The 21785-nt window shown below is 54.9% G+C and carries 19 protein-coding genes; 8 read left to right on the forward strand and 11 right to left on the reverse strand.

The window, feature by feature from the left end; genetic code table 11:
• Positions 1-198 precede the first annotated feature (198 nt).
• The 4 genes from QZ554_RS05095 to QZ554_RS05110 form a co-directional block, all read right to left on the reverse strand.
• A complete protein-coding gene (locus QZ554_RS05095; protein ID WP_297194789.1) occupies positions 199-1605 on the reverse strand; it encodes a polysaccharide deacetylase family protein in 1407 nt (468 codons plus the stop codon).
• Positions 1606-1760: 155 nt separating this feature from the next.
• Positions 1761-2906, reverse strand: coding sequence for an endonuclease/exonuclease/phosphatase family protein (locus QZ554_RS05100; protein ID WP_297194790.1), 1146 nt, complete (start codon positions 2904-2906; stop codon positions 1761-1763).
• The gene (locus QZ554_RS05105; RefSeq protein WP_297194791.1) at positions 2907-3725 is read right to left on the reverse strand and encodes a rhomboid family intramembrane serine protease; all 819 of its coding nucleotides are present in this window, start codon (positions 3723-3725) and stop codon (positions 2907-2909) included. It lies immediately after the preceding gene.
• Positions 3726-3756: 31 nt separating this feature from the next.
• On the reverse strand, positions 3757-4461 hold the full coding sequence (locus QZ554_RS05110) for a rhomboid family intramembrane serine protease (RefSeq protein WP_297194792.1): 705 nt from the start codon (positions 4459-4461) through the stop codon (positions 3757-3759).
• A gap of 1069 nt (positions 4462-5530) precedes the next feature.
• Between QZ554_RS05110 and QZ554_RS05115 the strand changes: the two genes are divergently transcribed.
• From QZ554_RS05115 to QZ554_RS05150, 8 genes are all read left to right on the forward strand, one after another.
• Complete coding sequence (locus QZ554_RS05115; protein ID WP_297194793.1) at positions 5531-6121, forward strand: hypothetical protein; 591 nt, start codon at positions 5531-5533, stop codon at positions 6119-6121.
• Positions 6122-6139: 18 nt separating this feature from the next.
• Positions 6140-7078: a DUF2764 family protein gene (locus QZ554_RS05120; RefSeq protein WP_297194794.1), complete on the forward strand. Its 939-nt coding sequence runs from the start codon at positions 6140-6142 to the stop codon at positions 7076-7078.
• 55 nt (positions 7079-7133) lie between these two features.
• Positions 7134-8891, forward strand: a complete 1758-nt coding sequence (locus tag QZ554_RS05125; protein WP_297194795.1) for a V-type ATP synthase subunit A — start codon at positions 7134-7136, stop codon at positions 8889-8891.
• A gap of 6 nt (positions 8892-8897) precedes the next feature.
• Positions 8898-10220: a V-type ATP synthase subunit B gene (locus QZ554_RS05130; protein WP_297194796.1), complete on the forward strand. Its 1323-nt coding sequence runs from the start codon at positions 8898-8900 to the stop codon at positions 10218-10220.
• Between the two features lie 82 nt (positions 10221-10302).
• Positions 10303-10932, forward strand: coding sequence for a Type 1 glutamine amidotransferase-like domain-containing protein (locus QZ554_RS05135; RefSeq protein ID WP_297194797.1), 630 nt, complete (start codon positions 10303-10305; stop codon positions 10930-10932).
• Positions 10933-10954: 22 nt separating this feature from the next.
• Complete coding sequence (locus QZ554_RS05140) at positions 10955-11572, forward strand: V-type ATP synthase subunit D (protein WP_297194798.1); 618 nt, start codon at positions 10955-10957, stop codon at positions 11570-11572.
• Positions 11569-13455 (forward strand): V-type ATPase 116kDa subunit family protein, encoded by a 1887-nt coding sequence (locus QZ554_RS05145; RefSeq protein WP_297194799.1) that lies wholly within the window; start codon positions 11569-11571, stop codon positions 13453-13455. Before QZ554_RS05140 ends, QZ554_RS05145 begins: the two co-directional genes overlap by 4 nt.
• A gap of 35 nt (positions 13456-13490) precedes the next feature.
• Complete coding sequence (locus QZ554_RS05150) at positions 13491-13949, forward strand: ATPase (RefSeq protein ID WP_297194800.1); 459 nt, start codon at positions 13491-13493, stop codon at positions 13947-13949.
• An 84-nt stretch (positions 13950-14033) separates the two neighbouring features.
• On the opposite strand, the gene xseA is transcribed toward QZ554_RS05150, so the two are convergent.
• From xseA to QZ554_RS05185, 7 genes are all read right to left on the reverse strand, one after another.
• Positions 14034-15500, reverse strand: coding sequence for an exodeoxyribonuclease VII large subunit (gene xseA, locus QZ554_RS05155; protein WP_297194801.1), 1467 nt, complete (start codon positions 15498-15500; stop codon positions 14034-14036).
• A gap of 2 nt (positions 15501-15502) precedes the next feature.
• The gene (locus QZ554_RS05160) at positions 15503-15973 is read right to left on the reverse strand and encodes an Lrp/AsnC ligand binding domain-containing protein (RefSeq protein WP_297194802.1); all 471 of its coding nucleotides are present in this window, start codon (positions 15971-15973) and stop codon (positions 15503-15505) included.
• Between the two features lie 431 nt (positions 15974-16404).
• The gene (locus QZ554_RS05165) at positions 16405-16797 is read right to left on the reverse strand and encodes a hypothetical protein (RefSeq protein WP_297194803.1); all 393 of its coding nucleotides are present in this window, start codon (positions 16795-16797) and stop codon (positions 16405-16407) included.
• A gap of 979 nt (positions 16798-17776) precedes the next feature.
• Entirely contained in the window at positions 17777-18604 is an 828-nt protein-coding gene (locus QZ554_RS05170) for a M15 family metallopeptidase (protein ID WP_297194804.1), read from the reverse strand.
• The gene (locus tag QZ554_RS05175) at positions 18594-19115 is read right to left on the reverse strand and encodes a hypothetical protein (protein WP_297194805.1); all 522 of its coding nucleotides are present in this window, start codon (positions 19113-19115) and stop codon (positions 18594-18596) included. Before QZ554_RS05175 ends, QZ554_RS05170 begins: the two co-directional genes overlap by 11 nt.
• 125 nt (positions 19116-19240) lie before the next feature.
• Positions 19241-19918, reverse strand: coding sequence for a porin family protein (locus QZ554_RS05180; protein ID WP_297194806.1), 678 nt, complete (start codon positions 19916-19918; stop codon positions 19241-19243).
• A gap of 3 nt (positions 19919-19921) precedes the next feature.
• Entirely contained in the window at positions 19922-21409 is a 1488-nt protein-coding gene (locus QZ554_RS05185) for a LysM domain-containing protein (protein WP_297194807.1), read from the reverse strand.
• Positions 21410-21785 lie beyond the last annotated feature (376 nt).

The following is a 21785-nucleotide window of genomic DNA, read 5'->3' on the forward strand; positions in this document are numbered from 1 at the left end:
CGTAGGTCTGCTCCTCTGTCTCTGCGCTGCATGGACCAGCACAGATGAGGAAGGGATAGGGGGAGGGGGAGTCGAAGGTGAGTGGGCGAAAGAGGTCTGTGGACATAGCTGTCGATCGTCGAGTGGGGCTTATAGCTGGACTATACTTACTCTGTATGGGTAGATGGGTGTGGGGAATAGCTCTACGGGGTGCGGAACTTAGTAGGAGGCAAGGGGGGAGTCCTCCTCATAGGCATCGGTGACCTCTCGGTCGATCTCCTCGATCAGCCTAAGGAGGGCTCGGTAGAGGACGGAGTGCCAGGGATGGGTCTTCTGGGAGAGGAGGTCATTGTGCCACAGCAGGGTCAGCTCCCCATTGTATCGGGCAGTCGTACGTACTAGGTCACTTGCTACCTGCTCTGCCTCCTCGTGGCTCAGTCCCATAGCCTTCTGATCACTGAGGGTGAGGTCTCGTAGGATGAGGGGGTGGAGGGTGAGCTCGGTGAGCTGACGGGTGTTGGGGTTGATGAAGCGGACAGGGCGACAGGTACCTAGCCGGAAGCCTGCTACATCGGCATAGCCCATCGTGTAGTCGTGCCTAAAGCCCGAATAGAGGGCCTGCAGGTAGTCCTCGGGTTCGCAGGCCACCAGAGAGCTATAACGAAGGCCCATAGGAGGCTGGCCATAGACTCGCTCGAAGGCCTTACGTTCCTCCCCGATACGATCCGTATACAGGGCTGCAGTGTGGCTACCTAGGAGACCTAGGCGAGCATCTACACGGCGAGCCTCTAGGAGCACTCGGCGCATATAGGAGGAGCGAGGGTGATATTGGGGACGATCCAGTTGATGGCGAGAGGGCATCTTGACGAAGAAGTGGATATGCGCTACGCCCTTAGGGAGGTAGTCCTTGAGCTCACGATCCCACTTGAGGAACTTGGGGAAGGTATAGTAGTCATCCTCCTTGTCTGAGCCAAAGGCTAGCTTGAGTGCCGTCAAGGGGTTCTTCTTCTCCTTCAGCCAAGCTCTCAGGAAGCTCCTCCAGCCTCTGTAGTTGTAGGGGCGGGCAAGGTCATGCGTGAGATGTACGGCACTGAACGTCTTGGCTCGCTCGGGGATCCTGAGGTTGTACCGATCAGCGATACCACTGCTGATGAGTATCTCACGCAGTGCATAGCCGTACTCATCTATGATGGGGCGATGGATGAAGCCAGCTCGGTAGGGTAGGGAGCTCTTACCGGGGAAGCATCCCTGCTCGTCCCGCTCATGTCGTAGGTACATCTCCTCATATCTGGAGAGGAGAAAGTAGCTCGAGGCGATGAGGTCCGCATGGATGATGACCTGCCGTCCATCACTGCTCCACTCCTCTCTAGGTGATCCGAAGAGGATCGGGATCCCCCGCCACTGCTCTAGGGGCAGGCTCGGATAGCTCCTCTCGGTACCGTAGTTCTTGCCCTCGAAGAAGCCCGAGGGGAGGATCACCACAGGGTACTGCTTCATCTCCTCGGGGTCATCGGTGTAGCCGACAGCCTGGAAGCGTCGCTGGTAACGATCCACTCCCTGCCCCTGGACGAATAGGGGCCCGACGAGGAAGTCTATGATATACTGGCGGATCTTGCTATGAAGCATAGGGCGATGAATGACTAAGTGATGCGACCCGTAGCGGAGGCCTCTCATATATCTCTCTTAGATGAGGTACGGGGTGGATCCTGCGCTAGCTATAGGATGTAGGAGGGAGTGGGCTCTGAGGGCTGGGGGACTTGAAGAGGATGGATGTGGATATGCTACTCGGCTGGGCTAGGAGATAGGGCGAGTACAGCCTCGATGGGATAATGGTCGGACTCAGCTGCTGAGCGGTCTACCTGACAGCTCAGAGCACGGAAGGCCTTGCCATATATAATATGGTCGATACGTACGTAGAAGGGACGTGTATGGAAGGTGAAGCCAAAGCCATTGCCTCGCTCCACGAAGGCATCCTCCATTCCCTCCGACACTCGGCGGTGGAGGTAGGAGAGCGGAGTGTCGTTGAAGTCTCCACAGACGATCACATGTCCCTCCTTGCTATGCTCTTGGATGAAGTTCTGTAGGATCTGGGCCTGCTCCTCGTGTGCCTTGAGGGTAGGGGAGAGCTTGGCTCGGAGGGCATCTTGTAGGCGGATCGCATTACCCTCTTTGACGAGGTTGAGGTACTCCTCTCCATCTACACGCCCTAGGTGATAGGACTCTAGGTGGGCATTGATGACGAGGATCTCCTTGTCGTGGACGAGTATCTTGGCGGCGATTGCCCCATTGACCCACGAGGGGATGGGGATCTCATGCACACTGCTGATCGGGTGCTTGGAGAGGATGGCTAGGGTACTGCCCCCTCTATTGACACGTATGACTCGTATGTGGGGATAGTCCTGACTGAGGTAGCCCTTGAGGGTCTTGGAGACGACCCCTGCGAAGGGATTTTGGTTCAGCATAGCCTCTTGGATACAGACGATGTCTGCCCCACTGCTCTTGATGTACTGCAGGGTGGCGTTGGGGGCTACGTCCGAATGGGGCTTGAAGCCGAAGGCACATACATTATATGAGAGCACACGGATTGTAGGCTCGCTGTGCTCGTCTGAGACACGCTCCGAGCGGTTGATGGGGAAGTATATGAGGAGCTGGGGTAGGGAGATGAGCCATACGGCGCAGAGCATGAGTAGTCGCTTGCGATCGAAGGCCAGTAGCCACAGGATCGTCACCCCCATCTGTAGGACGAGTAGGACGGGGAAGAAGAGCCCAAGGAGGGCAGGTATGATCCACTTAGAGGGACGAATATAGCCCGAGTAAGCTCCGAGTAAAAAGGTAAGGCTTACGATCACCGTCAGGACGATGAGCGTAACCTTGATGATATGTGAGCTGATCCGTAGGAGCGGACCAGAGGATAGTCTATTTTTCATCTAGTGAGTTTGTTTCGTGTCGTCTTGCCTAGTCAGATCGAGACGTCTGCGCTCGTCCTCGGAGAGACTTTCGTAGCCTGATTGCTTTAGCTGCGTTAGGAGTGCCTCGTCCTCGGGAGTACGCTTGCCAGAGTCTACTTTGTCCTCTAGGCTGGAGAATATACGGCGGAGAGCTCTGCCTAGAGGCTTAGCTACGGGGGCTGTGAGGTCGATGCCTCGGCTTAGTAGGAGGGCAAAGACGACCCCACATGTGATCCCCCCGACATGGGCTAGTAGATGCCCACCTAAGCCTGCCTTCCACGAGGACATCCCGAGGCAGGCTACCGCAAGCATGATGACAAGACTTACCCCTACGATGGTATATTCGCGTGGGGTGTCTCTCTTGCGGATGTGTAGGGTGAGGGAGGCCGCTAGGAGCGAGAGCACTGCAGGCTGGGAGCCGACCAGCTCCATAGGGAGTGGAGTCCAGAGCCCGAGTGCTCCACCTAGGTAGTAGCCGAGCAGGTCAGCTAGTGCCCCCGCCAGTGCCCCATAGAGATAGAGCACGAGCACACGCCAGGGGAGTAGCCGCTCCTCTAGGGTACGCTCTATGATGGAGAGTAGGAGGGCCGTACCCATGATATGGAACAGGCTGTCGTGTGGGATGATATAGGTGAGGAGCGTCCACGGATGATCCATTAGATAGCCTACCGTAGGCTGGAAGGCAAGGAGACTCCCCGCATTCCACCAGCGCATCGGGGAGACGAGGGTGAGCACCCCATCTATGAGGACGAGTAGTAGGTACAGCACGACCTGTACCACTACGATCCTCCGGATCATAGTCGCATCTGCGAGGTAGCGCAGTAGACGATTAGTTGAAGCTCTGACGTGAGATCTCACCTCTCTTGCGCCATAGAAGGATTAGGATCAGTCCGCCTATCATTCCCCCGAGGTGGGCGAAGTGTGCAACACTCCCTCCCGTATTATGCGTACCGAGGTAGAGCTCTAGTGCTCCATAGATGAGGACAAAGTACTTTGCCTTGAGCGGGATGAAGAACCCCACGAAGACATAGGAGTTGGGGAAGAGCATCCCGTAGGCAAGCAGTAGCCCGAAGACCGAGCCCGACGCTCCTACCGTGATGAGGAGATCGAGGAAGGCTCGTGTGGAGAGAATCTCTGTGCCTATATCTACCATCTGGTAGCCTTCGATACCACTGAGCTCATACATCCAGAATAGCTCCTGTGTGAGTCCTGCTGATATACCGCAGAGTATGTAGAAGAGTATGAACCTACGTGATCCCCACACCTGCTCTATCGCAGAGCCAAACATCCAGACGGCAAACATATTCGACAGTACATGCTCTAGGGAGGAGGTGCTGTGTAGGAATGCATAGCTCACGAGCTGGAAGAGGCGAAACTTATCCGCTGCGAAGTAATGCAACCCCAGTAGATCGTTGAGGTCAATACCCCGGCGTAGGAGCACTATTGAGGCGACCCAGATGATGAGGTTGATGACAATGAGATTACGCACGACTGGGGGTGCCAAGCGTGACCAGAGGGATGAGGGTTGTTGCATTATCTTGCCTTGTCTATGACTCTTATTGCTTATTCATTTGTCCCCATCAGATGGGGAGGAGCTTCGCCTCACGGCTGTTGCAAAGATAACTATTCTAGTGCTCTCTCGTGCCCCTTCTTCCCACCCATCCCCTCCCTAGGCACTCACTCTGCTGGTGACCATCTAGGATATATGCACATATATATAATGTAATGTGTGGGGACAAGTGATGCTGGAAGGGGGGGCAGGGCTGATGCTTGATCCCTTGTTTGTATTCAGCCATCTTGGACGCTTTGGGGGTGCTAATTATATGTCCCATTGAGTCTTGTCAGTGTCTCTGGGGCTCCTAACGTTAGCCCCGAGGAGAGCTACATACGAGAGCTCTATAGAGGACATACCGAGAGCGATGTTGTGTACACGCGTGTACACAGTTGTATACACGTGGGTATACTGTTGTGTACACACGTGTACACTGTTGTGTACACACGTGTACACTGTTGTGTACACACGTGTACACTTTTCCCTCTTAGATAGCAGCTATATCCTAGGTCATTATATGCCTAGAATACAGGTGCTTCTATCTTCGGTGTGTGCTTCTCGATTACTTTGTCTTCGGCCTCTAGTGATTTCGTACGTCAGCCCTGTGGGGCAGTCATGAAGCGCTTCCCGAGAGAGGGCTAGAGGGCTCGGTATGCTCCCTAGGGTGGACTCGGTATGTTCGTATCCATCGCCTTACAAGGGTCACGGGTGTGAGCATTATATGTCCTATACCCCCCTCTCTCGGTATGCTCTCTAGTGACCCTCTCGGTATGCCCGATGCGGAGGGCGTTGGGAGGGCTGTTCCCCCAAGCGGGGGTGTCTCCTTGCTTCCTCCTAACGCTTGGGGTGGAGACGACTGGCCTAGAGGGGGGGATATCGGAGGGGCAGTCGTGGGGGCTATTCCTCGGTGAATAGTGGGCTAGAGGAGGCCTTTTGTGGGGGAGTTTCTGGGAGCTATTGCTCTTTGGAATTATTTGCTACCTTTGCTACGACGCTTGGAGGGGCATCCTCTTCCTGCGCCGTTATCGCCGACCAACAAACATAATCAGATATGGACGCAAAGATTCAAGAACTGACGGATAAGATCTACACTGAGGGAGTCGAGAAGGGTCAAGCAGAGGCTAACCGCCTCATCGCTGAGGCAGAGGCCAAGGCACAGAAGATCGAGGCAGAGGCTAGTCGCCGTGCCGAGGAGATGATCCGAGCTGCCGAGGCACGCTCCACAGAGCTAAGGAAAAACACCGAGTCAGAGCTACGTCTCTACTCCACCCAGCTCGTCGAGTCTCTCAAGAGTAGCGTGGCCGAGCAGATACAGGGTGAGGTGGCGAAGTCTAGTGTACAAGCCCTCACTGCAGACAAGGCCTTCGTGCAGGGACTGATCCTCAAGCTGGCCGAGCGCTTTGACCTCTCCCATGGGCTCGAGATCACGACAGCTGATGCTGAGAGCCTAAGAGCCTACTTCACCTCCCACGCTAAGCATCTACTCGAGCAGGGTGTGACGATCCGTGAGGTGGCCGGTAAGCCCACAGACTTTGCTATCGCCCCCCAGGATGGGAGCTTCCGAGTACAGTTCGGTGAGGCAGAGTTCGTAGAGCTATTCAAGAGTTTCCTTCGTCCTGAGATGACCAAGATGCTCTTCTAATACAAAGACGGAAGAGCTATGGCCAAGTACTATGCCCTAGTAGCAGGGTTGCCAGCCTTGACAGCTGAGATGCAGCGTCCGCCCCTGAGCGTGGCTGACTACTATGCTGATCTCCAGCCCATCCTGACCTCACGTGACCATTCCTACCTAGAGCTCCTGCACCTAGAGCTGGAGCACCCCGAGCTGCTGGACTGGGTCCTCGGTGTGTGGAGTGGGGATTTACCAGCACATGAGCCGTCTGAGGAGAGCGAGGAGGCACCAGAGCACTTCGCACCACTTCGTCTGGTCATCGACGCTGCCAGACATGGGCGCAAGCTCCCCAAGAGCCGTGGAATACCTGACTATCAGGCACACTTTGTCTACGACCTCTACTTCGTACCCAGCAAGACCAATGAGGAGGAGGTAGAGCATCAGGCTATGATCGATGAGATAGGAGGCGACCGCCTCACGCTAGAGAACCTCCTAGCGCAGTACTACTACGAGTGGGCAGAGCAATCCAGTAGCTCCTTCCTAAGAGAGTGGTTCCGCCTGAACAAGAATATCCGCAACATCCTCGCCGTCTCCACCTGCCGTCGTCTTGGCTGGGATCCTAGTCGCTACGTCGTAGGGCAGGGTCCGGTGGAGGAGGCACTGAGACACTCCCGAGCGAAGGACTTCGACCTAGGTGAGGAGCTTCCCTACCTAGGTGAGGTGCTCCGTATCGCCGAGGAGCGGGACATCGCTCGCAGAGAGCGACTGCTAGACCTGATGAAGTGGCAGTGGATGGACGAATGGACGTTTGTCCGAGTCTTCGATATAGACAATGTACTCTGCTACTACCTTCGCCTCTCCATCCTAGAGCGATGGTCTAGGCTAGATGAGGCGACAGGCGAACGTACCTTCAGAGAGATCGTCCTGGGACTCAAGGGCGAGAGTGCTCGGGTACTCCAGGAGTTCAAGCAGAGCCAGCGCCGCTAGGGCAAGCAAGAGCACCCATAGCGTAATCAAGGAAAATAGATAGAATCACGATAGAATGGCAACAAAAGGTATAGTAAAGGGGGTCGTCGGTAACCTCGTGACGATCGAGGCCGATGGGCCTGTGGCGCAGAACGAGATCTGCTACATCACCGTAGACGGTGTCGCCCTCATGAGCGAGGTCATCAAGGTGAACGGCAAGAATGCCTATGCTCAGGTCTTCGAGTCCACCCGCGGTATGCGCATCGGTGACGCTGTGACCTTCGAGGGGCACATGCTAGAGGTCACCCTCGGCCCGGGGATGCTCTCCAAGAACTATGATGGGCTACAGAATGACCTCGACAAGATGGAGGGTATCTTCCTCAGTCGTGGTACCTACACCTATCCCCTAGATGAGGATAAGAAGTGGGACTTCAAGCCCCTAGCTCAGGTGGGTGACCGTGTCGCTAGTGGAGCTTGGCTCGGGGAGGTCATTGAGAACTATCAGCCGATCAAGATCATGGTGCCCTTCGTCTTCGAGGGACTCTACAGCATCAAGAGTATCGTACCCGAGGGGGCATATACGGTCAAGGAAACCGTAGTCGTCCTCACCGATGAGGCTGGCAAGGAGTATCCACTGACCATGGAGCAGAAGTGGCCCGTCAAGCGACCCATCACCTGCTATGCCGAGAAGCCTCGCCCTCACAAGCTCCTAGAGACTGGGGTGCGTATGATCGACACGATGAACCCCATCGTAGAGGGGGGGACGGGCTTCATCCCTGGCCCCTTCGGTACGGGTAAGACGGTGCTCCAGCACGCTATCAGTAAGCAGGCAGAGGCCGATATCGTTATCATCGCCGCCTGTGGTGAGCGTGCTAATGAGGTCGTGGAGGTCTTCAAGGAATTCCCCGAACTCAAGGACCCCAATACGGGTCGCCCTCTGATGGAGCGCACGATCATCATCGCCAATACCTCCAACATGCCAGTCGCCGCTCGTGAGGCCTCAGTCTACACCGCTATGACCATCGCGGAGTATTACCGCTCGATGGGTCTGAAGGTGCTCCTGATGGCAGACTCTACCTCTCGATGGGCACAGGCGCTTCGTGAGATGTCCAACCGCCTAGAGGAGCTTCCAGGCCCCGATGCCTTCCCTATGGACCTCTCTGCTATCGTAGCTAACTTCTATGCACGTGCAGGCTTCGTCCACCTCAACAATGGGAAGACAGGATCTGTGACCTTCATCGGAACAGTATCACCTGCAGGGGGGAACCTCAAGGAACCCGTGACGGAGAATACAAAGAAGGTAGCCCGCTGCTTCTACGCCCTCGAGCAGGAGCGTGCAGACCGCAAGCGTTACCCCGCCGTCAATCCTATTGATAGCTATTCGAAGTACCTAGAGTACCCCGAGTTCCAGGCCTATGTCAGCGAGCGTATCAGCCCCGACTGGATCGCTGAGGTCAATGAACTCAAGCGTCGTCTACAGCAGGGTAAGGAGATCTCCGAGCAGATCAATATCCTCGGGGATGATGGTGTACCCCTGGACTACCATGTGACCTTCTGGAAGAGCGAACTCATCGACTTTGTGATCTGCCAGCAGGATGCCTTCGATGAGGTGGACTGCAACTGCTCACTAGAGCGCCAGCACTATATGGTAGACAAGGTGATGCGGATCTGTAGGACAGAGCTAGCCTTCGAGACCTTTACAGAGGTCAGTGAGTACTTCAAGGAGCTCATCAATGCCTTCAAGCAAATGAGCTATGTCGTCTTCCGAAGCGAGGACTTCGATCGCAACGAAGCCAAGGTAGATGCACTCGTCGCTCAGCGGACAAAAAACTAAACGACTATGGCAGCAAAAGCATTCCAAAAGATATACACCAAGATCGAGAACATCACCAAGGCTACCTGTACGCTACGAGCTACAGGGGTAGGTAATGAAGAGCTGGCGACGATCAACGGTCGCCTGGCACAGGTCGTACGTATCATGGGAGACGAAGTCACCCTACAGGTCTTCGGCGGTACAGAGGGGATCCCCACCAACGCAGAGGTGATCTTCCTCGCAAAGGCTCCTTCCCTCCAGGTAGGCCCCCAGCTCGTAGGACGATTCTTCAACGCCTATGGTGAGCCTATCGATGGAGGTCCCGCCGTCTCGGGTAAGGAAGTCGAGATCGGAGGCCCTAGTGTGAACCCCGTCAGACGTGAGCAGCCCTCCGAGCTCATCGCTACTGGTATCGCAGGTATTGACCTCAATAATACCCTCGTTACAGGGCAGAAGATCCCCTTCTTTGCAGACCCAGACCAGCCCTTCAATGAGGTGATGGCTATGGTAGCCCTACGAGCCAAGAGCGACAAGATCATCCTCGGGGGTATGGGAATGACGAATGATGACTATCTCTTCTTCAAGAACACCTTCAGCAACGCAGGTGCACTTGACCGTATCGTTAGCTTCATCAACACCACAGAGGACCCCTCTGTCGAGCGTCTCCTCATCCCCGATATGGCACTAGCTGCTGCCGAGTACTTCTCTGTAGAGCAGCACGAGAAGGTCCTCGTCCTACTTACCGATATGACGAACTATGCCGATGCCCTGGCTATCGTGTCCAACCGTATGGACCAGATCCCCTCTAAGGACTCGATGCCAGGCTCACTCTACTCCGACCTAGCGAAGATCTACGAGAAGGCTGTACAGTTCCCCGACGGAGGCTCGATCACGATCATTGCCGTGACGACGCTCTCGGGTGGAGACATCACACATGCCGTACCCGATAACACTGGGTATATCACCGAGGGTCAGCTCTACCTGCGTCGTGATAGCAGAGTAGGGAAGGTCATCATCGACCCTTTCCGTTCGCTCTCTCGTCTCAAGCAGCTTGTTATCGGTAAGAAGACACGTGTGGATCACCCCCAGGTGATGAACGCTGCTGTTCGCCTCTTCTCCGACGCCTCGAGCGCAGAGACCAAGCGTGAGAATGGCTTTGACCTAACCGACTACGATGAGCGTGCACTAAGCTTCGCTGCAGACTACTCCCGTGAGCTCCTCGCTATCGATGTCAATATCGACACAGAGCAGATGCTCGATACGGCATGGAGCCTCTTCGGCAAGTACTTCCGTCCAGCGGAGGTGAACATCAAGCAGTCCCTCGTCGATCAGTTCTGGCCTAAGGCCTAGAGCCTAGCACGATGCCACCACCCTCGGGGAGTCCTTATATCCCCAAGAGTGGCTAGGCTAGCAGAGCCCAATAGCACAGAGAATGAGCCCAAGTATATTCCTTTTCCTCTGCTCCTCCTTTGCAGATGTAGCCCCTCTACTAGAGCAAGCCTGCCCTATGGAGCTACAAGGGAAGGTCGTCACCTTCATCCCCACGGCTAGCATCCCCGAGTCTTACACGGAGTATGTTAGGCTTGGGCAAGAGAGCTTGGAGGGGCTAGGGCTAAGGGTGCTCCCCCTTGATGTCTCTAAGGCTTCACCTGAGGAGATAGCAGTCTCCCTCTCGCAGGGTGACCTTATCTATATCTCAGGTGGCAATACCTTCTACCTCCTTCAAGAGCTCAAGCGCAAGGGGGCGGACAAGCTTATCCAGAGGGAGATCAGGAGTGGGAAGCCTTACATCGGAGAATCGGCAGGGGCTATGATCCTTGCACCTAGCGTCGAGTATGTTCAGCTAATGGATGAGACCCAGGTGGCACCCGAGCTGACCTCCTTTGCCGCACTAGGAGCGATCACTAAGTATCCGTTGCCACACTACAAGAGCTTTCCCTTTGCCGAGATAGTGGAGAATATACTTGCTACATACGGTGACCAACTACCTCTCGTGCCGATCACGAACCATCAGGCTATCATCGTCCGAGACAGCGAGCTCACCACCGTGACTAAGGAATAATTAGGTAGCCATCAAACGACTTATGGCGATACGATTTCAATACAACAAGACCTCGCTCCAACAGCAGGAGAAGGCACTGAAGATGCGCGTACGCACCTTGCCCACCATCAAGAGCAAGGAGAGTGCCCTCAGGCAGCAGGTCAAGCATACGAAGACCGAGGTCGAGCGTCTAGAGGCACAGCTCGAGGCGGAGCTCCGTCGCTACCAAGGGATGGCAAGGCTATGGGGAGAGTTTGACCCTAGCCTCATCACCGTCAGTAGTGTCGATCTCTCCATGAAGAAGGTAGCAGGTGTTCTGCTGCCCGTCCTCGGGGAGATTCACTACGAGGTGCGCCCCTTCAGTATCTTCAATGCCCCCAGCTGGTGGGCAGAGGGGATTGAGCTCCTCAAGACCCTCGCCACGACAGGTATCGAGGCAGAGTTTACACGGCTCAAGATGGAGTACCTAGAGCATGCCCGTAAGAAGACTACCCAGAAGGTAAACCTCTTCGAGAAGGTGCAGATCCCAGGCTATCAGGATGCCATCCGTAAGATCAAACGCTTCCTCGAAGACGAGGAGAGCCTATCGAAGGCTTCACAGAAGATTATGCGCTCCAATATGGAGAAGCGTGCACTCAAGGAAGGAGGTGCTGCTCTATGATCCAATCAATGAATAAGTATGCCTTCCTCATCTTCCATCGTGAGTATGAGACGTTCCTAGAGGAGCTCCGTTCGCTCGGGGTCGTCCACGTACAGGAGCAGAAGAATACCAAGGAGGTCGAAGAGCTACAGAGCATCATCAGTGAGCGTGCGCATCTGGCCGAGGTACGTCGCTCCCTGCGTCCCTACGCCCCTACAGATAAGACAGCAGAGGCTGTCAGCACTACGGCTCCTGCCGCAGGTGCAGAGTCCGCAGTGGCTGGATCTAGCTCCACCCCAACGCTCAGCAGTGAAGAGGAGGGGCGTCAGCTCATCACAGATATAGAGTCACAGCTAGCGCACCTAGCTTCTCTCACAGAGCGCAAGACAGCACTCACCGAAGAAGCCATAGAGGTATCCCCCTGGGGTGAGTTCTCTATGGAGGGGATCGCTAAGCTCACGGAGGTAGGCTATGACTTCAGCTTCTTTACTCTCCCGTCGTCTCGCTTCACAGAGGACTTCCGTGCAAGTCATGATGTCGTCTCGGTAAGGGAGCAGTCGGGGAAGGTCTACTTCGTCCTACTTCATCATGTGGATGAAGTACCTGAACTCCCCGAAGCGGAGCGTCTCTATCCACAGCGGAGTATCCGTGAGGTAGAGGAAGAGCTCCAGAGCACCGAGCAGGCTATTCGGGACACACGAGACCAACTCTCGGCCTCGGTGCCTCACTATGATGCCCTACTGCAGAGCTATGATGTGATGCTGGAGAACCGCCTTACCTTCGGCACGGTGCGCCTCCAGGCAGATGGCTTGGCAGACGAGCGGCTGATGCTCCTGGAGGGCTTCGTACCTAAGGATGTGGCTCCGAGCTTCGAGGCTGCACTTCAGGGAAGGAAGTACTACTTCCGTCAGATAGACTTTGATCCTGAGACGGAGCGTGTACCGATACAGCTCAAGAATAATGCCTTTACCCGTAGCTTCGAGTTCATCACGGAGCTATACTCCCTTCCCAACTATCAGGAGATCGACCAGACGTACCTGATCGCACCCTTCTTCATGCTCTTCTTCGGGCTATGCTTTGGAGATGCAGGCTATGGGCTAGTCTTATTCGCAGTCTCTACGCTCGTTAGACTTCGGAGCAAGGGTGAGGTGCCTAATATCATCAGTCTCCTGCAGTGGCTCGGGCTGGGTGCCTTCGGTGTAGGGCTCATGATGGGCGGCATCTTTGGGATTGAGCTCCCTTGGGCACATAGTCCAGTGAATATCTTCAGCCAAGAGAAGATGATGACGACCTCGGTAGTCATCGGGATTCTACAAGTACTACTTGCTAAGACTATCGGAGCCTACAAGAAGGGGCGACAGCATGGCTGGCGCTACTCCCTCTCTGGCTTTGCTTGGGTACTCCTCTTGGCCTCGGCAGGTCTTGTCTATGCTCTACCTATGGCAGGGGTTGTCCTCCCACAGGCTGTGACCTATGCGCTCTATGGAGTGGCGGGGCTCTCGGTACTCGTAGCCTTCTTCTACAACAGCCCAGGCAAGAACCCCTTCATAAACTTTGGTACGGGTATGTGGAATACGTATGAGACAGCCTCAGGGCTACTCGGGGACTCTCTCTCCTATATCCGTCTCTTCGCTATCGGGCTGACCGGTGGGATCCTAGGTGGGGTCTTCAACCAGCTGGCTATGTCGTGTGTCCCTGCAGCGGGTAGTGGTGCCTCCGTGGTGAGCCATGTGCTGGGCTGGCTGGTCGCACTACTGATCCTACTCTTCGGGCATGGAGTGAACTTTGGTATCGCTATGATCGGTGCTTTTGTTCACCCACTCCGTCTGACCTTTGTGGAGTACTACAAGAATAGTGAGTTCGAGGGTGGAGGTAAGGCCTACACACCCTTTAGGCAGAAATAAGAACAACATAAACCCATATTAACTTAAGTAAGATTATGAATGAGATGTTATCTTTCCTCGGCATTGCGCTGATGGTAGGTCTGACAGGTATCGGTAGCAGCATCGGAGTAACGATCTGTGGTAATGCAGCCGTTGGTGCGATGAAGAAGAATCCCGATGCCTTCGGGCAGTATATCGGGCTCTCTGCTCTTCCTAGCTCACAGGGGCTCTATGGCTTCGTTGGCTTCTTTATGGCTAAGGGAGTTCTGGAGAAGCTGAGTGCAGCAGGTGCTATCACCACCTTTACTGCCTGGGCTATCTTCTTTACAGGGGTTATCCTCGGAGTCGTAGGTGCCTACTCGGCTATCCGTCAGGCTCAGGTTTGTGCTAATGGTATCCAGTCGATTGGGAATGGAGGGAATGTCTTCAGTGCGACGATGGTGATGGCGGTCTTCCCAGAGCTATATGCTATCCTAGCTCTGCTGGCGACGATCCTCACAGTGCTCTCGCTCTAAGCTCCCCCCTTACAGATATAGTATATAATAGATAGAGGCGATGCAGTCTACGGACTGCATCGCCTCTATGCGTTGTGGGTGGCGCTACTTCGCTCCTTCACGCTCATCCTCTACCGGCCGAGAGGGCTGGGAGGATCCTCGGGAAGTGGACCTCTTGTCCTGCTGTGCTCGTTGGATGCTCTTGGCCGTGGCATGGACGATACCATCGTGGAAGCGTAGCTCTAGGGGCATATCAGTCGTCACGGAGGTACTAGAGGTGAGGATGGTTCCTGCCGAGGAGATGATGCTGAAGCCTCGGCTGAGGATATTATCTGGGTGGGATAGGCGGATCGCTTGCTCCCAGTGTCCTAGCTGGGTGTTCTCTCGCTCTAGGCGGTGGGTGAGCAGTAGGGGCAGGGTAGAGGCTAAGCGGGAAAGGCCGTGTCTCATCTCCTGTACTCGATAGCGAAGGATGGAGGGAATACGCTCCATCTGTAGTCTCAGTGTGTGTCGTGTGCTCTGGAGGTAAGCTCGAGCTCCTATCTGTAGGCGAGCTTGTAGACGTTCGCCTCGTCTGAGTTCGTGCTCGAGGTGCTCACGTGGAGCGAGCTGTAGCCGGGTGATCAGCCCCTGTAGGTATTGTCCTCGGCCGAGGGATAGTCGCTGGAGGATCTCGGGGAGTCGTCTCTGCATCTCCTGTAGATGGGCTAAGAGCTCCACCTGAGTGTCGATGAGGAAGGCTGCTACTGCCGTCGGGGTCTTGAGCGAAGTGTGTGCGATGAGGTCTAGGACGCTCTCGTCTCGCTCGTGCCCGATACCTGAAATGATAGGGAGGGGATACTGGGCACATACCTCGCATAGACGATATTCGTCGAAGGCTCGTAGCTCACTCACGGCTCCACCGCCACGGATGATGACGACCGCATCGAAGTGCTCCCTATGTCTATCTATGCGATCCAGAGCCGCTATCACACTCTCGGTCGTATGCTCGCCCTGCATCTGGGCGGTGAAGAGAGCGGTGTAGAACTGTACCCCATAGCTATTGTCATGGAGCTGGCGCATGAAGTCCCCGTAGCCTGCTGCTGTGGCAGAGGATATGATCGCTAGGCGCTGTAGGGGGCAGGGTAGGGGGAGCTCTTTGTTCATGTCGTAGAGCCCCTCCTTGCGTAGTCGGGCTATGGTCTCTAGTCGTAGTCTGGCGATCTCTCCTAGCGAATAGCTCGGGTCAATGTCCGTGATCTGTAGGCTCAGCCCATACTGCTCGTGGAAGGATATACCGACCAGTGCTAGTATGCTCATCCCTGAGGCAAGCTGTCCGACTCCGCTACGTACGAAGCGTCGCTGGATCTCGGCATAGGCCTGTGCCCAGATGACTCCACGGATACGGGCTACGACCTCACCACGTACTCCCTTCTCTAGGAGCTCTAGGTAGGCATGTCCCTGCTGTCCTGCTTGGCGAAAGTCACTCACCTCTGCCCGCACCCAGTAGCGCTGGGGGAAGGAGTGATCTAGGCAACGCCGCACAGAGCCAAGCAACTCGGATAGGCTAAAGGAGCGGGGGCTATCCTCCACCACTATAGGGGTACCTCGTTGGGGATATGGATGCTTCGGTCGAAGCCCACGTCCAGAGAGATGAGTGTCTCGGTAGCTACTACACCTGGGATGCACTGGATCGTGCCGTTGAGGATACGCATTAGGTCGTTATTATCCACAGCATAGAGCTTGACCATCAGGGTGTATGGGCCAGTGGTGAAGTGGCACTCTGTGATCTCGGGGATCTCCTTGAGCTTCTCCGTGACCTCCTTGTAGAGTGAACCTCTCTCCAGCCTTACACCGACATAGGTGCAGGTGTTGTAGCCTAGCTTCTTGGGGTCTACGTGGTACTTCAGTGAGGTGATCACCCCGCTCTCTATCATCCGCTGTAGCCGCTGGTTCACTGAGGAGCGAGAGCTGTTCTCTCCCTCAGCTACGTCACGTAGTGGGACGCGGGCGTTGGTCGTGAGGCGTCGAAGTATCTTTAGATCCAAATCATTTAGCTTCTTCATTGTCGTGGGTAGGTACTTTTGTGACATCTATTCTACAAAAATAGTAAACTTTCGTGGATACAAGTACCCGATTTGTAAGTGAAGCTAATACTTGATCTACAGGACTTACTTACGCTAGATGGGAGGTGGGCTATACAATCTGTGTATTTGGTGATAATGGGTGGTCTCGATGGGGAAGATCCCAGGGGGAAGGCACGAGGCTATCCTCCCTGATAATGCTATCAAGGTGATGCCGGCTGTGCATGGCTAGGGGGAGTGTCCTCCGTGTGTCCTCTGCGTATCGGTATGCCTAGTGTCGTGCAGGTCGGTGTCGTGCAGGTCGGTGTCCTGCTCTGCCGCCTAGTCTGTGTGTGGGTGTGCTTCCTCGGTAGAGGGTTGTTGTGGAGCTGGGGAGCCCTCGGTGAGGGGCCTATGGAGTGCCCTATGGGCTCCTATAGTGCCGCCTCTTGGTTCATCTGGGCACGTGTACGTCGCCAGAAGGCAAGGAGCTCGGTATGGTCACCCTCGGGATAGTTCCCCTCGAGGAGCTGGATGACGAGCTCGATTCCCTCACGATTGCCCCGTTCGGCTGCTACCTCGGCATAGTAGAGGGCAGTGTCGTAGTCTACGGGCGGACGCTTGGGGTTCATACACTGCTTTGCGAGCGAGAGAAGGGATTCAGCGGAGATGTTCTCCACACGTTCGGTCTGCTCGATTGTCTCTAGGGAGGGATAGGTGGTGTAGCGCATTGCCTCCCTATTGGGGTCGTGTATACCTTCTTGCCCTGAATGGTGAGCTCCGTGCCCCCTAAGCTTATGGAGGAACTCCGTGAAGATGTTTGCCATTACCTTGACTATTCCTTGTTTTTTGATCTTACTTACTCACGGCTACCTCTAATTAGGTAACCTGTCTTTCGGAGGACAAATTTATGAATAAAAACGATATGTTGTATCTTGTTTTTAGGAAATGTTTTGATTTGGTGTTGTTTTTAAGAAGTGGGTGTTGGTTTTTGATGTTTTGTTGGTAAGTATATATACCCTGATAAAATATATAAGGGAAATAGTGAGGGGTGAGGTATCGAGGAGGTGGGGATAAGGGGAATAACCTTATAAAGTTCGCACAGATACTCCTGATTAGGTGAGGGGGAGAGGAGCGAAGCTTTCCCAAGTGTTGATGATCGGGGAAAAGAGAGGAGAGCTTGCTCGGGCTTTATTCGATCCTAAATAGGAGGAGGGAGGCAAGTCCGTAAGGGGGTAGGGGGCTAGGGAAGGAGTGACACATGCTCTCTTTTCGTATTCGCTACTCTGGAGCTTCTTTGGGGGTATTATTCCATCTCCTAGGGAGCCTTACCCGTATCTTATAGAGGATCTAGGCATTGTCCCCGAGGCAGGGCATAGGAGAGAGCCCCACAGAGAACATACCGAGAGCGTTGTAGTGTACACGCGTGTACACTGTTGTATACACGCAGGTATACTGTTGTATACACACGTGTATACTTTTCCCTCCTAGGTAGCAGGTATATGCTTGATCCGTATGTGACTAGGGTATAGATGCTTCTATCTTCGGAGTCGGTGCCGTGAGGACTTTACTCTCAGCCTTTTAGTGACTTCATGTGTCAGTCCTAGGGGATCGGGATAATGCCTGATGGTATGGTTGCTTGCTCAGGTCGAGGGCGATAACAAGGGGGGCGTCGCTAAGTAGGCGGACGGAGTGGAGGGAGAAAAGCAGAGAGGCTACCGACCAGCAGGGATGCTGGTGGTAGCCTCTTTGATCTTGGTTTGTGATGTTGGGGGGAGAGGGGGGCTGTGATGTTGGAGAGTGGGGCTACTTCTTGCTCCAGGGGAAGAGCTCACGTGCCTTGGGGGTCTCTACACCACCTACGTAGTCGGAGATTACCTTCAGAGCACTAGCTGTCTCTGCGCCTGTGAAGCCCGTGATGTCTCGGTACTGGATATGATCGTGATAGTACTGGAGATAGACCTCTGAGGCTGGGAGGTAGGACCAGTGCCACTTCTCTAGTTCGTAGCCTGGACGTCCTCCAGTCTTCTCCGTAAAGACCTGTGCAAAGCCGTATTCGTGCCCATGCTGGCAGAGCCATTCATACTCAGCCTTGCCTCTGCCAGAGGCGAAGTAGGAGTTCTCTAGGTTATTGATGTCTATGTCCGTGCCCCAGTGGTGACGGGAGGTCATGGGCATAGAGCTAAAGAGGAGAATGTCTCGGGCTCGTTCCTCGGGCGATCCCTTGCGCGTGCTCCACTTGCGCTCCCAGATCCCCTTCTGCTGGTCGAAGGTGCGCGTGCCAGAGAGAGCTCTGAGGGAGATGCCGTCCTTAGCAGCTGCATCGCTCATCGCCTCGAATTGGTCGGCTACGATACGCTGGAGGTAGATCTGTCGTGAGGGGACGGAGTACTTCGTGCCCAGCTGACGGAAGTGCGGGTTCCTCACATAGGATACTCGTCCTATCACTAGCTCACGACTAGCGGGCAGGAAGGTCGTTGCCTTGGCTGTGCTATCTGAGCCTGTCTTGGCTTGTTGCTCTTTGGGGTGCTGTGCCTTAGGCTGGGAGCGTCTCTTCCTCTGTCCGTAGAGAGTCCCGAGGCTGAGCGTGAGGAGGACGAGGAGCGTGGGGGCTAGGAGGTGCTTACTCTTCATAGACTACGATGGAATCTTCATCCACATCTTCGGCTAGATCGATGTAGCGAGCTAGTACCCAGGCACGCTTCTTAGTCTTCGTGGTCTGGATGTAGTACCACTGCTCGTAGGTGATCGTCTTGACGGAGGTGCGGTCGAGCTTGGTGAAGCCCTTGACGCCTGCATTGACATAGGCGACATGGTAGACGTCTTCTTCGGGGTCAAAGGCTAGGAGCTCTACGGCCTTGCCCTTAGGTAGGGTGAAGCGGTATTCTCCGTCCTGAGAGTAGAACTTGGCATCCTTGAGGAGGATGGCCTCTACGGTGTTGCTATTAGTGCTTGCTTGGTTGAGGACGAGGACTGTCTCACCCTTCTGTAGCTTGCCCACGACCTTGGACTGGGTCGAGTGATAGCTACGCATATTCACGTTGGTGGCATTGACATAGCCAGCCTTGCTGCTCTGTGCTTGTACGCTCGCTCCTAGGGCGAGGAAGAGTCCTAGAGCGAGGATAGGCTTTCTGAGGAAGTTCATAGGTGTACGTTGTTTGTTTGTTTGTTTGTTTGTTCGTATTTGTCTTAGCTCGGTCTCCTCACGAGCGAGGTATAGTCTAGTGGCTAGACTTGCGTAGGGTGGGGGGATCGTTGGCCGTGTGTGGACTAGAAGTAGAAGAGGTAGCTGAGGAAGCCCCCGAAGCGCATCTCGGAGGACTGTACGTAGGTCTCAGCACTATTGGTGCGATCGGCATTCCAGATGTTGCCGAAGCCATATACGAATCTCCCCTCTAGCTCTAGGCGATGGTGCTCCCCAATACCTATGCTGATACCTGGACCACCACCTAGTCCCCAGAAGAAGCGACTCTCTATCGCCTTGGCATGGCGAGCTAGGGCAGCGGCAGACATATTGGCTTCACCTGATGAGGTACTTCGCTCCGAGAGGGCGTAGCCGACGAAGGGGCCTGCATTGACGAAGATACGAGAGCTCCCCTGCCCTAGGTATAGATGAGCCAGTAGAGGAGTCTCGATGTAGGAGAGGTCACGTGTATAGCTCGTGGAGGCAGCATCATACTTCTCCTGCCACCCTGCTTGTACGGCATTGACCTCTAGCTGGAGTGAGGCACCCCGCTCTACGTCGTAGCGTAGCTTCGCTCCCAGCATATTGCCTATGTGCAGACGCTGGCTGACTGTCGGTACGAAGGAGAAGCGACTAGCTAGGACACCCCCATGTACCCCGACTGAGAGCCTTTGGCGGAAGGCTGGCTTCGTGAGCTCCTGTGCCCCGAGAGATAGGGGGGCGAGCAGTAGCCCGAGGCCGAGTAGGAAAGCTGCTCGTCTCATCGGCTAGATAGATTCGCGCTGGATGGATCCCGTACTACTATAGGTGACCATGTAGAAGCGGGTATTGGTATATACCCCCTCCTGAGTAGGCTGTAGGTGCAGGTCGAGCTGTAGCCCGTTGTAGGGATTTACGTTGCTGGTGACGAAGTTCTTCCCGTAGGTCGCATAGGAGCGGATGAAGTAGCGAGCTAGGTCATAGCCTAGTACACTGTACTTGGGGAAGGTGTTGTCGATCTTGTGACCGAACCATGTGTTGTACTGGGTCAGGAAGTCCTTAGACTCGCTACTCGTGGGGTCGAAGAAGAAGGAGGAGTAGATCGTCGTATTCAGCTTGTGTAGGCTCTGCTGGAATGCTGGTCCATAGCTCTGCCACTGCGGATAGCCGAAGAGCGTTACCCCAGAGGCATGCTCCCCGATTAGGGCTATCGTAGCCTGTGCGAGAGCTCGGTCTGCTCCGATAGGTACGACGACGGTATTGCTCCCTAGACTAGCGGGAGACTCACTACCGAGAGTGATGGTACGGGTGGAGACGCCAGCCTTCTTTAGGGCAGGGCGGAGCTTGGTGACGAAGGCTTCCTCCGTGTCGCCTGCTCTGCGTGTGAAGACTACCTCACGTCCCTTGTATCGCTGTAGGAAGAAGGGGATCGTACGCTCTATGATGTCTGTCGAGTGAGCATTGGCCAGGATGATGCGCCCTGCTCGTGGGGTGAGGTTATCTATGCGGCTGAAGGGCACGACATAGTAGCTGTAGCCTGAGGCCTCTGCTATGGCACGGATCTGCGCCTCATCGACGCCTCCGATCACGAGATCCTTATCGGCGAGCTGTCCTGTGGCGATATAGCCCTGCAGGGTGCCGATATTAGCTACGTCCAGTGTCGTGAGCTGGATGGAGATGCCAGCTCTCTTGAGGTCATACATGCCGAGTAGGAAACCCTCGTAGAACTCCACATAGCGACGCCCCTGGGTCAGAGGGAGAAGCATCAGCACTCGTGTCGGTGCGGAGGCGACCTGGCTAGCCGTAGAGTCTACCTTATGCTCGGCGTCTCTGATCTCGGCAGCCGTAGTGCTTCCCTCTTCCCTACGCATTGGGATATTGAGCTCCATACCCACCTGTACGTTGGAGGAGGTCACACCGGGATTAGCACGTAGCAGGTCACTAAGCTCGATACCATAGATCTTGGTGATGCGGTAGAGGGTCTCTCCCGCCTCTACTCGATGCTTGTGGATTCGCTCTTGTACTCGGGTAGGAGTGGTAGTGTCTGTAGGGATGAGGAGCTTGTCCCCGACCTTGATCTGCTTCTTAGCCCAGGGGTTGAGCTCATAGATACGCTCCACGGAGGTATTGTACTTTCGGGAGATGCTATAGACAGTCTCCTCACGCTGTACCTCGTGCTCACGCATCCGTCGGGCAGTCTGTGCGAAGCCCTCTACGGAGAAGATGAGCAGGAGAGCTAGGAGGATACTAATGCGATATCGTCTTGGGTAAGTCATAAGTCGTATAATCGTGATGTACCAAATGCTTGATGTCGTAAAGCTATGCAAAGTTACGGAAACAACCCCATACATCTCCTGAGGACTAACTCCTTACAACCTCTACCTCCCTACTTGTCTGAGGAGAGAAGGGCTCAAGCTGCTCCCTTCGCTCCTGGAGGTAAGTCCCCGTGCCAGTGGAGTATATTGGGCGAGAGGAGGGGAACTAGCGCCTATTCAGGCAGGGCTGACGCATGAAATCAGCATAGTGCGAGGGCAAGGTCGTCAAGGAGCATACGCCGAAGGTAGAAATATCTATGTCCTAGGCTAGATATGCCAAGTGAACACCTCCTACCTAGGAGGGATGAGTGTACACGTGTGTACACAACTGTATACC

Origin of the sequence: uncultured Porphyromonas sp., from assembly GCF_915070105.1 — a bacterium.
Lineage (GTDB): Bacteria > Bacteroidota > Bacteroidia > Bacteroidales > Porphyromonadaceae > Porphyromonas.

Bases quoted from the DNA above. Each gene is read 5' to 3' on its own strand.
- QZ554_RS05095 (WP_297194789.1), bottom strand. From the start codon at position 1,605: ATGCTTCATAGCAAGATCCGCCAGTATATCATAGACTTCCTCGTCGGG.
- QZ554_RS05120 (WP_297194794.1), top strand. From the start codon at position 6,140: ATGGCCAAGTACTATGCCCTAGTAGCAGGGTTGCCAGCCTTGACAGCT.
- QZ554_RS05135 (WP_297194797.1), top strand. From the start codon at position 10,303: ATGAGCCCAAGTATATTCCTTTTCCTCTGCTCCTCCTTTGCAGATGTA.
- QZ554_RS05110 (WP_297194792.1), bottom strand. From the start codon at position 4,461: ATGCAACAACCCTCATCCCTCTGGTCACGCTTGGCACCCCCAGTCGTG.
- QZ554_RS05165 (WP_297194803.1), bottom strand. From the start codon at position 16,797: ATGGCAAACATCTTCACGGAGTTCCTCCATAAGCTTAGGGGGCACGGA.
- QZ554_RS05145 (WP_297194799.1), top strand. From the start codon at position 11,569: ATGATCCAATCAATGAATAAGTATGCCTTCCTCATCTTCCATCGTGAG.
- QZ554_RS05180 (WP_297194806.1), bottom strand. From the start codon at position 19,918: ATGAGACGAGCAGCTTTCCTACTCGGCCTCGGGCTACTGCTCGCCCCC.
- QZ554_RS05170 (WP_297194804.1), bottom strand. From the start codon at position 18,604: ATGAAGAGTAAGCACCTCCTAGCCCCCACGCTCCTCGTCCTCCTCACG.
- QZ554_RS05185 (WP_297194807.1), bottom strand. From the start codon at position 21,409: ATGACTTACCCAAGACGATATCGCATTAGTATCCTCCTAGCTCTCCTG.
- QZ554_RS05160 (WP_297194802.1), bottom strand. From the start codon at position 15,973: ATGAAGAAGCTAAATGATTTGGATCTAAAGATACTTCGACGCCTCACG.
- QZ554_RS05105 (WP_297194791.1), bottom strand. From the start codon at position 3,725: ATGATCCGGAGGATCGTAGTGGTACAGGTCGTGCTGTACCTACTACTC.
- QZ554_RS05100 (WP_297194790.1), bottom strand. From the start codon at position 2,906: ATGAAAAATAGACTATCCTCTGGTCCGCTCCTACGGATCAGCTCACAT.
- QZ554_RS05140 (WP_297194798.1), top strand. From the start codon at position 10,955: ATGGCGATACGATTTCAATACAACAAGACCTCGCTCCAACAGCAGGAG.
- QZ554_RS05150 (WP_297194800.1), top strand. From the start codon at position 13,491: ATGAATGAGATGTTATCTTTCCTCGGCATTGCGCTGATGGTAGGTCTG.
- QZ554_RS05115 (WP_297194793.1), top strand. From the start codon at position 5,531: ATGGACGCAAAGATTCAAGAACTGACGGATAAGATCTACACTGAGGGA.
- QZ554_RS05175 (WP_297194805.1), bottom strand. From the start codon at position 19,115: ATGAACTTCCTCAGAAAGCCTATCCTCGCTCTAGGACTCTTCCTCGCC.
- QZ554_RS05125 (WP_297194795.1), top strand. From the start codon at position 7,134: ATGGCAACAAAAGGTATAGTAAAGGGGGTCGTCGGTAACCTCGTGACG.
- QZ554_RS05130 (WP_297194796.1), top strand. From the start codon at position 8,898: ATGGCAGCAAAAGCATTCCAAAAGATATACACCAAGATCGAGAACATC.